At 64.7% G+C, this 12,577-nt stretch carries 11 protein-coding genes; 5 read left to right on the plus strand and 6 right to left on the minus strand.

Features of this window, described 5'->3' with window-relative positions; all coding sequences use genetic code 11:
* Positions 1 to 142: 142 nt before the first annotated feature.
* The 3 genes from GWG67_RS34970 (at position 143) to GWG67_RS34980 (ending at position 2,621) form a co-directional block, all read left to right on the plus strand.
* The gene (locus GWG67_RS34970) at positions 143 to 1,375 is read left to right on the plus strand and encodes a divergent polysaccharide deacetylase family protein (protein ID WP_275174174.1); all 1,233 of its coding nucleotides are present in this window, start codon (positions 143 to 145) and stop codon (positions 1,373 to 1,375) included.
* Positions 1,376 to 1,450: 75 nt separating this feature from the next.
* Positions 1,451 to 1,954 carry an RNA pyrophosphohydrolase gene (locus tag GWG67_RS34975; RefSeq protein WP_007604352.1) on the plus strand — a complete coding sequence of 168 codons (504 nt, stop codon included), beginning with the start codon at positions 1,451 to 1,453 and terminating at the stop codon, positions 1,952 to 1,954.
* 166 nt (positions 1,955 to 2,120) lie between these two features.
* Complete coding sequence (locus tag GWG67_RS34980; RefSeq protein WP_275174176.1) at positions 2,121 to 2,621, plus strand: RNA pyrophosphohydrolase; 501 nt, start codon at positions 2,121 to 2,123, stop codon at positions 2,619 to 2,621.
* Positions 2,622 to 2,810: 189 nt separating this feature from the next.
* On the opposite strand, the gene GWG67_RS34985 is transcribed toward GWG67_RS34980, so the two are convergent.
* From GWG67_RS34985 to GWG67_RS35005, 5 genes are all read right to left on the minus strand, one after another.
* On the minus strand, positions 2,811 to 3,218 hold the full coding sequence (locus GWG67_RS34985; protein WP_247358164.1) for a F0F1 ATP synthase subunit epsilon: 408 nt from the start codon (positions 3,216 to 3,218) through the stop codon (positions 2,811 to 2,813).
* An 86-nt stretch (positions 3,219 to 3,304) separates the two neighbouring features.
* Positions 3,305 to 4,747, minus strand: coding sequence for a F0F1 ATP synthase subunit beta (gene atpD, locus GWG67_RS34990; protein ID WP_275174178.1), 1,443 nt, complete (start codon positions 4,745 to 4,747; stop codon positions 3,305 to 3,307).
* Between the two features lie 52 nt (positions 4,748 to 4,799).
* Complete coding sequence (locus tag GWG67_RS34995) at positions 4,800 to 5,675, minus strand: F0F1 ATP synthase subunit gamma (RefSeq protein WP_275174180.1); 876 nt, start codon at positions 5,673 to 5,675, stop codon at positions 4,800 to 4,802.
* A 151-nt stretch (positions 5,676 to 5,826) separates the two neighbouring features.
* A complete protein-coding gene (gene atpA / locus GWG67_RS35000) occupies positions 5,827 to 7,356 on the minus strand; it encodes a F0F1 ATP synthase subunit alpha (protein WP_106945574.1) in 1,530 nt (509 codons plus the stop codon).
* On the minus strand, positions 7,356 to 7,916 hold the full coding sequence (locus GWG67_RS35005; RefSeq protein WP_007604340.1) for a F0F1 ATP synthase subunit delta: 561 nt from the start codon (positions 7,914 to 7,916) through the stop codon (positions 7,356 to 7,358). The genes atpA and GWG67_RS35005 overlap by 1 nt, the downstream gene beginning before the upstream one ends.
* Before the next feature lie 646 nt (positions 7,917 to 8,562).
* Here GWG67_RS35005 and GWG67_RS35010 point away from each other — a divergent pair.
* Complete coding sequence (locus GWG67_RS35010) at positions 8,563 to 9,072, plus strand: septal ring lytic transglycosylase RlpA family protein (protein WP_275174182.1); 510 nt, start codon at positions 8,563 to 8,565, stop codon at positions 9,070 to 9,072.
* 161 nt (positions 9,073 to 9,233) lie between these two features.
* On the opposite strand, the gene GWG67_RS35015 is transcribed toward GWG67_RS35010, so the two are convergent.
* A complete protein-coding gene (locus GWG67_RS35015; RefSeq protein WP_275174183.1) occupies positions 9,234 to 11,444 on the minus strand; it encodes a primosomal protein N' in 2,211 nt (736 codons plus the stop codon).
* Between the two features lie 110 nt (positions 11,445 to 11,554).
* Between GWG67_RS35015 and GWG67_RS35020 the strand changes: the two genes are divergently transcribed.
* The gene (locus GWG67_RS35020; protein ID WP_275174184.1) at positions 11,555 to 12,520 is read left to right on the plus strand and encodes a tyrosine recombinase XerC; all 966 of its coding nucleotides are present in this window, start codon (positions 11,555 to 11,557) and stop codon (positions 12,518 to 12,520) included.
* Positions 12,521 to 12,577: the final 57 nt, after the last annotated feature.

A 12,577-nucleotide genomic window follows, 5' to 3' on the forward strand; every position in this document is an offset into this window, starting at 1 on the left:
TCGGCGCATCGCGATCTGACGAAAAGGGCGGCTCCCGGAGCCGCCCTTTTTGCTTGGAACCCCTGATATCCCCGGCCTATCCCGGCCTGCCGCCGCTTGACCTCGGCGTGGTATCGTCGTCTCGAGTGATTCGGGATCGCGCATGACTGAAACGGCCGATGATCTGAGCGCCCCGCTCGGACGGGACAAGCCGCGCCGGAAACGCCGGCTGCGGCTGCCGTTCACGGCCATGCAGCTGCTTGCAGTCCTGCTCGGCCTGTTCCTGGTGACCTTTGCCGGCTTCGCCATCTTCAACAAGGATCCGCTCGGCGGCGAGCCGATGACGCGGCTCGCGATCCGCGAGCCCAATGCCGCAGACAAGGCCGGCGACGACAAGCCGGCCGCGGCCGGCCACGGCCAGGACAGCAAGCAGGAAAGCAAGCACGAGACCAGGGACGCACCGAAGCAGGCGGGCGAGCAGAAGACCGTCACCATGATCGACGGCTCCACCGGCACGCGCCACGACGTGGTGATCGGCGGCGATGCCGCCGGCAAGAGCGAGGCGGCCTCGGCCTCCGCACCGCCGCCCGTCATGGCCGGAATCGACCCAAAGCTTCTTGAGAAATCGCGCTATGGCATGATCCCCGCGATGTCCGGGGATCTGAAGCCGTTCAACGTCTATGCGGCGGATGCCGACCGCGCCAAGGCCGCCAAGATGCCGGTGGTCGCGATCCTGATCGGCGGCCTCGGCGTCGGCGCCGCCAAGACCACCGATGCCATTATGCGGTTGCCGCCGGCGGTGACGCTGGCCTTCACACCTTATGGGTCCGATCCAGGAAAACTCGCCGAGCGCGCCCGCGCCCAACGCCACGAGATCTTCCTCCAGATCCCGATGGAGCCCTATGATTTCCCCGACAACGATCCGGGACCGCAGACGCTGCTGACCTCGCTGAGTGCCGACCAGAACATGGACCGGCTGTACTGGCATCTGAGCCGGATGCAGGGCTATGCCGGCCTCACCAATTTCATGGGCGCCCGCTTCATCGCAACGGAGCCCGCGATGCAGCCGATCATCCGCGAGGCGGCCAAGCGCGGCCTCGGCTTCTTCGACGACGGCTCCTCGCCGCGCAGCATCGCGCCACAGGCCGCCGGCAGCCAGGCGATGCCATTCGGCAAGGGCGATATCGCGATCGACGCGGTGCCGACCCCGGCCGAGATCGACCGCGCCCTGACCAAGCTCGAAGCGGCGGCGCGCGAGCGCGGCGTTGCCGTTGGCACCGCCTCGGCCCTCCCGGTCTCGATCGAGCGCATCGGCGCCTGGACCAAGACATTGGGCGACAGAGGTATCCTTTTGGTGCCATTGACAACCGCGATGCTGAAATCAAAATCCAGCTAAATCAACGGATTGGTACGGCACAGGCCCGCGGGGCCTGCTTCAGCCTTACCGACGGCATGCGAGAGGTCTGGCGGAATGGCGCGTTACGAGGATCTGCCCTACCGGACCTGCGTCGGCGTGATGTTGCTCAACAAGGACGGACTGGTGTTTATCGGCCGGCGTGCCGGCGGCATCGAGCATGTCGACGACACCCATGTCTGGCAGATGCCGCAGGGCGGCGTCGATCCCGGCGAGGACAATTGGGAGGCCGCCAAGCGCGAACTCTATGAGGAGACCAGCGTGCGTTCCGTCGAGCGGCTCGGCGAGGTTCCGGACTGGCTCACTTACGACATTCCGCGCACGGTCGCCGGGCGCGCCTGGAAGGGCCGCTACCGCGGCCAGCGCCAGAAATGGTTCGCGGTCCGCTTCACCGGCAAGGACAGCGAGATCAATGTCGAAAAGCCCGGCGGCGGCCACAAGGCCGAGTTCGTGAGCTGGCGCTGGGAGCCGATGAAGAACCTGACCGGGCTGATCATCCCGTTCAAGCGCCCGGTCTACGAGCGCGTGGTGAAGGAATTTTCCGCGCTGGCGCAGGATTAGTTCAAGGCGCCATTCCAGGTTGATGCTAGAGCCAGTTCCGTTCCGATGGAATCGGAACGGAACTGGCTCTAGTTTTTTTTGACGCGTTTTCTTGACGCGAACCGGTATCCACTTCGCTCGAAAACGCTCTAATGCACAGCCTGGAATGACGACGAGAGATCGACGCGTGAGCACTGAAAAACCCTACCGTCCCAATGTCGGAATCGCGCTGTTCAATGCCGATGGCCGCGTGCTGATCGGGCACCGCTTCAAGGGCGACGGACCCGAGATCATTCTGCCGGGTCTGGACTGGCAGATGCCGCAGGGCGGCGTCGACGAGGGCGAGGATTTGCGCGATGCCGCGCTCCGCGAGCTGTGGGAAGAGACCAGCGTCAAGAGCGCAATTTATCTCGGCGAGACCGACTGGCTGACTTACGAATTCCCGCCCTATGACGGGCCGCAGACGCATCGGCTGGCGAAATTCCGCGGCCAGCGCCAGAAGTGGTTCGCCCTACGCTTCACCGGCAAGGACGACGAGATCGATCCGCTGACGCCACGCAACGGGCAGCCCGCCGAGTTCGACGCTTGGCGCTGGGAGCGGCTCGATCGTGTCCCCGATGTCGTGGTGCCGTTCCGCCGCCACGTCTACAGCGCGGTGGCACAGCAGTTTGCGCCGTTCGCAAACTGAACGCAGAGGCCTTTCACCGCTTAGGACGGGCATGGGTGACCGCACAACCAGCCGCGGGCTCGCTCAGCCTCTCCCGCTTGCGGGAGAGGTCGGCGTGGTGCAACAAAGTTTCAGCGCCCGCCACTTCCGTGACGAGCGCTGAACTTATCCAGGAATTTTCAGTCGAGCCCCGGCGCGGTGCACCGGGGCTTAGTGCATTGCCGTGCTGTTGAGCTGCTGCTGGATGCTCTTGAAGTGGTCGAGCCGCGCAATGGCTTGATCGAGCTCGTTGCCTTCGTGCTCCTTCAATCCCTCTTCCATCTCCGAGACGGTCGCGGCGAACTGGGCGCGGTCGAGCTCGGCCAGCGAGGTCGCGACGTCGGCGAGCACGGTGAGGCCCTTGTCGGAGACTTCGGCGATACCGCCGAGCACGATGATCTTCTCGTGCTTGCCGCCGCTGGTCACAGTGAGAATGCCGGGCCGGATCGCGGCCACGACCGGCGCATGTCCCGCCAGCACGCCGAAGTCACCTTCGACGCCGGGGATATCGACCTGGTCGACCTCGCCCGAGAAGGCGAGCTTTTCCGGCGAGACGAGATCGAAGTGGAAGGTGGCCATTGGAAACCTGCGAATGGTGAGTAGCGAATTGCGAATGGAGCGGGAGCAGCGCGACTATTCGCTACTCCCTGCTCGCCCTTCGCAGCTTAGGCCGCCTCGGCCGCCAGCTTCTTGCCCTTCTCGATCGCCTCTTCGATGGTGCCGACCATGTAGAAGGCGGCTTCCGGCAGGTGGTCATACTTGCCTTCGCAGAGGCCGCGGAAGCCCTTAATGGTGTCCGCGAGGTCGACGAACTTGCCGGGCGAGCCGGTGAAGATTTCGGCGACGTGGAACGGCTGCGACAGGAAGCGCTCGATCTTGCGGGCGCGGGCCACCGTCAGCTTGTCCTCTTCCGAAAGTTCGTCCATGCCGAGAATGGCGATGATGTCCTGCAGCGACTTGTAGCGCTGCAGAACCTGCTGGACCTGACGCGCGGTGTCGTAATGCTCCTGGCCGACGACGAGCGGCGAGAGCATGCGCGAGGTCGAGTCGAGCGGATCCACCGCCGGATAGATGCCCTTTTCCGAGATCGCGCGGTTCAGCACCGTGGTGGCGTCCAAATGCGCGAACGAGGTCGCGGGCGCCGGGTCGGTCAAGTCGTCGGCCGGAACGTAAATGGCCTGCACCGAGGTGATCGAGCCCTTCTGCGTGGTGGTGATGCGCTCCTGCAGCGCGCCCATGTCGGTGGCGAGCGTCGGCTGGTAACCCACTGCGCTCGGGATACGACCGAGCAGCGCCGACACTTCAGAACCGGCCTGGGTGAAGCGGAAGATGTTGTCGACGAAGAACAGCACGTCCTGGCCCTGGTCACGGAAGTGCTCGGCGACGGTCAGACCGGTGAGGCCGACGCGGGCGCGGGCGCCGGGCGGCTCGTTCATCTGGCCGAACACCAGCGCGCACTTCGACTTGACGCTCGGATCCGGATTGTGCGGATCGGCGTTGACCTTGGACTCGATGAACTCGTGATAGAGGTCGTTGCCCTCGCGGGTACGCTCGCCGACGCCGGCGAACACGGAGTAACCACCGTGCGCCTTCGCGACGTTGTTGATCAGCTCCTGAATCAGCACGGTCTTGCCGACGCCGGCGCCACCGAACAGGCCGATCTTGCCGCCCTTGGCGTAGGGCGCGAGCAGGTCGACGACCTTGATGCCGGTGACGAGAATTTCAGCTTCGGTCGACTGGTCGGTGTAGGTCGGCGCTTCCTGGTGGATGGCGCGCATGCCTTCCGACTGAATCGGGCCGGCTTCGTCGATCGGCTCACCGATCACGTTCATGATGCGCCCGAGCGTGCCGGCGCCGACGGGGACCGAGATCGGCTGACCGGTGTCGGTCACTTCCTGGCCGCGGACCAGACCTTCGGTCACGTCCATCGCGATCGTGCGCACGGTGGATTCACCGAGATGCTGCGCAACTTCCAGCACGAGGCGGATGTTGCCGTTCTTGGTTTCCAACGAATTCAGAATCGCCGGCAGATGGCCCTCGAACTGAACGTCGACGACGGCGCCCATGACCTGGGTGACACGACCGACCTGGGTAGCTGCTGTAGCCATGAAGCTCTCCTTCGAAATTCTTTACTTGAACGACCGTCGTTTGGTTCGTGCGTCAGACCGCCTCGGCGCCGGAGATGATCTCGATCAGCTCCTTGGTGATCTGGGCTTGACGGGTTCGGTTGTAGATCTGGGTTTGCTTGCGGATCATTTCGCCGGCGTTGCGGGTGGCGTTGTCCATCGAGCTCATCTGGGCGCCATAGAACGAGGCGTTGTTTTCCAGCAGCGCGCGGAAGATCTGCACCGCGATGTTCCGCGGCAACAGGCCGGAGAGGAGTTCGTCTTCCTCCGGCTCGTAGTCGTAGGACGTCGACGGCGCGTTCGCCGCTTTTTCTTCCACGGTCAGCGGAATGATCTGCTGCGCGGTCGGGACCTGGGCGATCACCGACTTGAACTGTGCGTAGAATAGCGTGCAGACGTCGAATTCGCCGTTGTCGAAGCGGGCCAGAACCTTCTTGGCGATGTCCTCGGCGTTGAGAAAGCCGAGCTGACGAACGCCGCGCAGGTCGAGGTGCTCGACGATCTGCTTGTCGTACAGGCGGCGGAGCTGCTCGTAGCCCTTGCGGCCGACGCAGAAGAATTTGACTTCCTTGCCCTGCGCCATCAGCGCCTGGGCGCGCTCGCGCGCGAGGCGCACGATCGAGGAGTTGAAGGCGCCGGACAGGCCGCGCTCGCCGGTGCAGACCAGCAGCAGGTGAACCTGATCCCTGCCGGTGCCGCCCAGCAGCACGGGCGCGCCGGGCGAACCGGCGGCAGCGCTGGCGATGTTGGAGATCACCGCGCTCATCTTGTCGGCATAGGGCCGCGCCGCCTCGGCCGCTTGCTGGGCACGGCGCAATCGGGACGCCGCGACCATCTGCATGGCCTTGGTGATCTTCTGCGTCGCCTTGGTGGAGGCGATGCGGACGCGCATGTCTTTAAGTGACGCCATTCTTCGTTCACCCCGGCGGTTGACCCCTTGGATCAAGCCGCTAGCCTATCCCAGTCGTCATGCCCGGGCGTGTCCCGGGCATCCACGTCTTCGTTTCCATGCAGTGAGGCACGGAAGGCCGGGAGAAGAAGCCCGGCCTTTGCGCGTTCTCTTATGCGAAGCTCTTGGCGAAACCTTCGACCACCGACTTCAGTTTGGCGGCGCTGTCGTCGGAGAGATCGCGGCTGTCGCGGATCGCGTTGAGGATCTCGACATTCTTGCCGCGCAGCAGCGACAACAGACCGTCCTCGAACGCACGCACCTTGTTGACCGGAAGCGGGTCGAGATAGCCGTTGGTGCCGGCCCAGATCACGCAGACCTGCTCTTCCATCTTCAACGGCGCGAACTGCGGCTGCTTCAGGAGCTCGGTGAGACGCGAGCCGCGGTTGAGCAGGCGCTGGGTCGAGGCGTCGAGGTCGGAGCCGAACTGCGCGAACGCCGCCATTTCGCGGTACTGCGCGAGCTCGCCCTTGATCTTGCCGGCGACCTTCTTGGTGGCCTTGGTCTGCGCCGAGGAGCCGACGCGCGACACCGACAGACCGACGTTCACCGCGGGACGGATGCCCTGGAAGAACAGGTCGGTTTCCAGGAAGATCTGGCCGTCGGTGATCGAGATGACGTTGGTCGGAATGTAGGCCGACACGTCGTTGGCCTGGGTTTCGATGACCGGCAGCGCCGTCAGCGAGCCCGAGCCCTGGTCCTTGTTCAGCTTCGCCGCGCGCTCGAGCAGGCGGGAATGCAGATAGAACACGTCACCCGGATAGGCTTCGCGGCCCGGCGGACGGCGCAGCAGGAGAGACATCTGGCGGTAGGCGACGGCCTGCTTGGACAAATCGTCATAGATGATGACGGCGTGCATGCCGTTGTCGCGGAAGTACTCGCCCATGGTGCAGCCGGTGAACGGCGCGATGTACTGCATCGGCGCCGGATCGGACGCGGTGGCCGCGACAATGATCGAATATTCGAGCGCGCCCTGCTCTTCCAGCACCTTCACGAACTGGGCAACGGTCGAGCGCTTCTGGCCGATCGCGACGTAGACGCAATACAGCTTGATGTTCTCGTCCGGCTGCGCGTTGAGCGGCTTCTGGTTGAGGATGGTGTCGAGCGCGATCGCGGTCTTGCCGGTCTGACGGTCGCCGATGATCAGCTCGCGCTGGCCGCGGCCGATCGGGATCAGGGCGTCGATCGCCTTGAGACCGGTCGCCATCGGCTCGTTCACCGATTTGCGCGGAATAATGCCGGGCGCCTTGACGTCGACGCGCATGCGCTTGTCGGCCTGGATCGGGCCCTTGCCGTCGATGGGATTGCCGAGCGCGTCGACGACGCGGCCGAGCAGGCCCTTGCCGACCGGCGCGTCCACGATGGCGCGAGTGCGCTTGACGGTCTGGCCTTCCTTGATCTCGCGGTCGGCGCCGAAAATAACGATACCGACATTGTCGGTTTCGAGGTTCAGCGCCATGCCGCGGGTGCCGTTCTCGAACTCGACCATTTCACCGGCCTGGACGTTATCCAGACCGTAAACGCGGGCGATACCGTCGCCGACGGACAGCACCTGTCCGACTTCGGAGACTTCAGCTTCCTGGCCGAAATTCTTGATCTGGTCCTTGAGGATCGCGGAAATTTCCGCGGCGCGGATGTCCATCAGCCTGCCTCTTTCATCGCGTGCTTGATCGAATTGAGTTTGGTGCGAAGCGAACTATCGATCATCCGGCTGCCAAGCTTGACCACGAGGCCACCGATGATCGAGGGATCGACCTTCACGTTGAGCGCGACGTCCTTGCCGGTCACCGACTTCAGGGCAACCTTGAGGGCATCGAGATTCTTGTCCGAGAGCGCCTCCGCCACGGTGACGTCGGCCGTCGCCTCGCCCTTGAACCTGGCGACCAGGGCGCGATAGGCGCGAATGACGTCAGCCACCGCGAACAGGCGACGATTGGCGGTCAGCACTTTCAGGAAATTGGCCGAGATGCCGGCGATGCCCGCCTTGTCCAGCACGGCCGAGAGGGCCCTGGACTGGGCATCGGCCGCGAACACGGGGCTGCGGACGAGGCGCTTCAGATCGGCGCTTTCGTTCAGCATGCCCTCGAATTTCTCGAGATCGGCTTTGACCTCGTCGACCACTTTCTGGTCACGGGCCAGTTCAAACAAGGCCGTTGCATAACGGCCCGACACACCGGAAACGGACGTATCTTCTGCAGCCACAGACGCGCTCTTTTTGCTGTCAAACTCGCAAGGGAAAAACCGTCGCCACGAAGCGGCGCCTAGCGATCCAAGCCCTTGGAATTCAAGCGGGACTTCGATTTTCGACCCCGCACGGAAGTGCCGGGCTCGTTAAAATCGCGGCTTTGCTAACATAGCAGGCGCGCACGTGCAACATGACGCCAAATTAAAGGCAGGGCGTTCTGTCGCCAGTTCGTCGCACTGCACGGCGACGCGACGACGACCTGCCACGCCGCGGAATTGCCACAGCGCTTAAGCCAGCCCTTGAGCCGACGTCGGCCATTAGTTCCCGCCGTCAGCGCATAGCGGCCATGAACACGGATCGCTGAGGCGTGATTCCCGGCGCGCCGGTTTCACTCGCCGAATACTTACTCAATTCTAAACGCAGGAACGGATGACTTCGTTTTACAGTATTTGCAAGTAATCCAGGGGTTAATGAATCGTTAAAATGCAAGATTACGGAATATCGGCCGAATATCCCCGCCGGTAACAAGATATTACATGAAGACACAGAACGGATTTACTGCCCAATTCACGCCTCATTAGGAATCGAAACGCGGTCCCGCTCGCAAACTTACGGGGGCTCCACTTGCCACATATGTGGCAATACTAGCTTAGGGACCAATAGATGCTTTGTTTGAAGACGCTGGGCAGTGTGACCCGGCCGCGTACGGCGATCGCTTTTGTTGCCGCAACTTTCCTTATCGGTGGAACTGCCACCGAAGCTTCCGCCAAATCCCGGCATCACCATCGGTATTCCCACCATCATCACCGCCACCTGGCCCAGAACGATGCCAACACGACCTCTGATTGGCGTAACGCCAATGCGTCGATGACGCCGTCGCAGGGCACCGGACGTTCCTTCTCCGGCATGGCTTCCTTTTACGGAAACGAGTCCGGCAGCAGGACTGCCTCGGGCCAGCGCTTCAACCAGAACGCCATGACCGCGGCGCACCGTTCGCTGCCGTTCGGGACCAAGCTGCGCGTTACCCACGGTGGCTCGAGCGTCATCGTCACCATCAACGACCGCGGCCCGTTCATTCGCGGCCGTGTCCTCGACCTCTCCACGGGCGCTGCCCGGGCCATCGGCCTCACCGGCGCCGGCGTCGGCCGCGTCACCGCGGAAGTCGTCTCCTAAGACGCGCGACGCGCGAAACAAGCCCGCCGTCTTGGGGGACGGCGGGCTTTTTGTTTGCATTTTCGTAGCCCGGATGGAGCGCAGCGTAATCCGGGGGTCTTTGCGCGGATCGAGATGTCCCGGATTGCGCTTCGCTTCATCCGGGCTACAGGCACAGGGCCTTATAAAAAGCTCTGCGGATCGACGTCGACTTCGAGCTTTTGATTGCCCTTCGGCTTCGGGCATACGGCAAGCCAGTTGCGCAGATAATCCGACAGGTCGAACCCGCGCGCCGATTTCACCAGGATGCGGAATCGGTAGCGGCCCTTGATGACCGCGAGCGGGGCTTCCGCCGGACCCAGCACCACCACGCGCTCGTCGCGCGGCGCGAGCGCGACGAGGTGGCGGCCAAAGCCTTCGGCGCTCGGCCGGTCGCCGGCGGAAATGATCAGGCTCGCGAGCCGCCCGAACGGCGGATAGAGCGTGCGTTCGCGCAAATCGATCTCGCTGTCGTAGAAGGCTTCGCGGTCGCAGGCGATCAGCGCCTTCATCACGGGATGATCGGGCTGGTGGGTCTGGAGATAGCCGACGCCACGGCCCTGCTCGCGCCCGGCGCGGCCGATCACCTGGTTGAGCAATTGCCAGGTGCGCTCGGAGGCGCGCGGATCGCCATTGGAGAGGCCGAGATCCGCATCGACCACGCCGACCAGATTGAGCCGCGGGAAATTGTGGCCCTTGGCGACGAGCTGGGTACCGATGATGACGTCGACGCGGCCCTCCGCAATGTCATTCAGCTCGGAGCGCATCGTCTCGATCGAGGTGATGAGATCGCTCGACAGCACCATGGTGCGCGCTTCCGGGAATAGCGCGGCCGCCTCTTCCTGCAAGCGCTCGACACCGGGCCCGACCGCGACCAGCGATTCCTCCGCCGCGCAATGCGGACAGGTTTGCGGGCGCGGCATCGAGAAGCCGCAATGGTGACAGACGAGTCGCTGGCGGAAGCGGTGATCGACCAGCCAGGCATCGCAGATGGTGCAGGCGAAGCGATGGCCGCAGGCGCGGCACAGCGTCAACGGCGCATAGCCGCGGCGATTGAGGAACAATAGCGCCTGCTCGCGCCGCTCGATCGCGGTCCTGATCTCGGAGGCCAGCCGCGGCGAGATGAAGCGGCCGCGCGCCGGCGGCTCGCGGCGCATGTCGATGGCCTCGATATGCGGCATGTGCTGGCCGCCGAAGCGCGACGGCAGCGCGATTCGCTGATAGCGGTTCTTGCGCGCATTGACCTCGGATTCGACCGACGGCGTCGCCGACGCCAGCACGATCGGGACCTTTGCGAGATGCGCGCGCACCACCGCCATGTCGCGGGCGTGATAATGCACGCCCTCGTCCTGCTTGTAGGCCTGGTCGTGCTCTTCATCGACCACGATGAGGCCGAGATTGGCGTAGGGTAGAAACAGCGCCGAGCGCGCGCCGACCACGACCGGCGCGCTGCCTTCGGAGATCGCCGCCCAATTCCGCGCGCGGGTACGCGGCGTCAGCTCGGAATGCCATTCCAGAGGACGCACGCCGAACCGCTGCGCGAAGCGATCGAGAAACTGGCCGGTGAGCGCGATCTCCGGCATCAGGATCAGCGACTGTTTTCCGCGGCGGATCGCCTCGGCCACGGCTTCGAAGTAAACCTCGGTCTTGCCCGAGCCGGTGACACCGTCGAGCAGCGCGACGTGAAAGCTGCCGTTGGCGGCGAGCGCGCGCATCGCATCGACCCCGGCGCGCTGGAGCGGCGAAAAATCGGGCCGGCTGAAATCCGGATCGGGGGGCGGCGGCGGCGGAGGCGGCGGCATCGGCTCGACCGTGAGCGTGCCTTCGTCGACGAGACCGTCGATCACGCCGGCCGAGACGCCGGCCTCCTTGGCCGCCTCGGATTTGCCGTGCAGCAGCCGGTCCGACAGCACCTCGATCAGGCGCTGCCGCGCCGGCGTCAGCCGCCGCGGGGGATCGCCGACCAGGCGCACGCCGGCGCGCACCCGCTCGGGGCCGAGGTTCTCACCCATCCGCAGGCACATGCGCAGCACCATGCCGCGCGGGCTCAGCGTGTAATTGGCGATCCAGTCCACGACCGCACGCAGCTCGGGCTTCAACGGCGGGATGTCGAGCTTTTCGCTGACCTCCTTGAGGCGGTTGTGCAGGCGCGGATCGGGATTGGCGTTTTCGGCCCAGACCACGGCGAGCACCTCGCGCGGGCCGAGCGGCACGCCGATAATATCGCCCGCCTTCAGCTCCATCCCGCGCGGCACCTTGTAGGAATAGGTCTGGTCGAGCGCGACCGGCACCAGCACGTCGACCATGCGGGTCGCGTTGGCGGAGACGACGTTGCTGCGCGACGTATGATCCATGGAGGGGAATCGGAACCCGGGGCTTCAAGGCTAGCGCCCGGAGGCAGCCTTAGCGAACGATAAACGAGTGTGATGCGATATACTGAGTGGAATCACCACGTCCAGAGCGCATGAGCAAAGCGGCCGCCCCACAAATCGAGCTCGCCAGCGCCGATCCCGATATCGCGCAGGAGATGACGCGCTGGCTGTCGCATCTCGGCGCGGAGCGGCGGCTGTCGCCGAAGACGCTGGAAGCCTATGCCCGCGATTTGCGGCAGTGCCTGAATTTCCTCTGCGGCCATTGGGGCGAGCGGGTCACACTCAAGCGTTTCGCCGCGCTGGAGGCCACCGATGTCAGGGCCTTCATGGCGATGCGCCGCGCCGACGATATTGCCGGCCGCTCGCTGATGCGCGCGCTCGCGGGCCTGCGTTCGTTCGGCCGCTTCCTCGAGCGCGAAGGCAAGGGCAAGGTCGGCGCGCTCTCGGCGATCCGCGCGCCGAAAGTCGCAAAGAGCCTGCCAAAGCCGCTGCCGATGGCTTCGGCCAAACGTCTTGCGGACGCCGACGAGCGCGCCGGGGAGGATCGCGAGAGCTGGATCCTTGCGCGCGACGCCGCGGTGATGGCTCTCCTCTACGGCTCGGGCCTGCGCATCTCCGAAGCGCTGGGGCTGATGCGCCGCGAGGTGCCGCGTCCCGGCGAAGGCGACGTGCTGATCGTCACAGGCAAAGGCAACAAGACCCGCATGGTGCCGGTGCTGCAGAACGTACTCGCGCTCGTGCAGGAGTACGTCGCGATGTGCCCGTATCCACTGCCAGCCGAGGGCCCGATCTTCGTCGGCGCGCGCGGCGGGCCGTTGAGCCCGCGTATTATCCAGCTCGCGATGGAGCGGCTGCGCGGCGCGCTCGGCCTGCCCGACAGCGCCACGCCGCACGCGCTCCGGCATTCCTTCGCCACGCATCTGTTGTCACGCGGCGGCGATTTGCGCGCGATCCAGGAATTGCTCGGCCATGCCTCGCTCTCGACCACGCAGATCTATACCGGCATTGATGCCGAGCGGCTGCTGGAAGTCTATGCCAGCGCGCATCCGCGGCGGTGATGCTGACATGAAGCTGTCATAGCAAGCCTCCAGGCGCGCATGCCTCTTGCGCGGCGC

The organism is Bradyrhizobium sp. CSS354 (assembly GCF_029051725.1).
Lineage (GTDB): Bacteria > Pseudomonadota > Alphaproteobacteria > Rhizobiales > Xanthobacteraceae > Bradyrhizobium.

Coding starts and splice junctions, on each gene's coding strand:
- atpA (WP_106945574.1), bottom strand. CDS start 7,356: ATGGACATCCGCGCCGCGGAAATTTCCGCGATCCTCAAGGACCAGATC.
- GWG67_RS35015 (WP_275174183.1), bottom strand. CDS start 11,444: ATGGATCATACGTCGCGCAGCAACGTCGTCTCCGCCAACGCGACCCGC.
- atpD (WP_275174178.1), bottom strand. CDS start 4,747: ATGGCTACAGCAGCTACCCAGGTCGGTCGTGTCACCCAGGTCATGGGC.
- GWG67_RS35010 (WP_275174182.1), top strand. CDS start 8,563: ATGCTTTGTTTGAAGACGCTGGGCAGTGTGACCCGGCCGCGTACGGCG.
- GWG67_RS34995 (WP_275174180.1), bottom strand. CDS start 5,675: ATGGCGTCACTTAAAGACATGCGCGTCCGCATCGCCTCCACCAAGGCG.
- GWG67_RS34970 (WP_275174174.1), top strand. CDS start 143: ATGACTGAAACGGCCGATGATCTGAGCGCCCCGCTCGGACGGGACAAG.
- GWG67_RS35020 (WP_275174184.1), top strand. CDS start 11,555: ATGAGCAAAGCGGCCGCCCCACAAATCGAGCTCGCCAGCGCCGATCCC.
- GWG67_RS34985 (WP_247358164.1), bottom strand. CDS start 3,218: ATGGCCACCTTCCACTTCGATCTCGTCTCGCCGGAAAAGCTCGCCTTC.
- GWG67_RS34975 (WP_007604352.1), top strand. CDS start 1,451: ATGGCGCGTTACGAGGATCTGCCCTACCGGACCTGCGTCGGCGTGATG.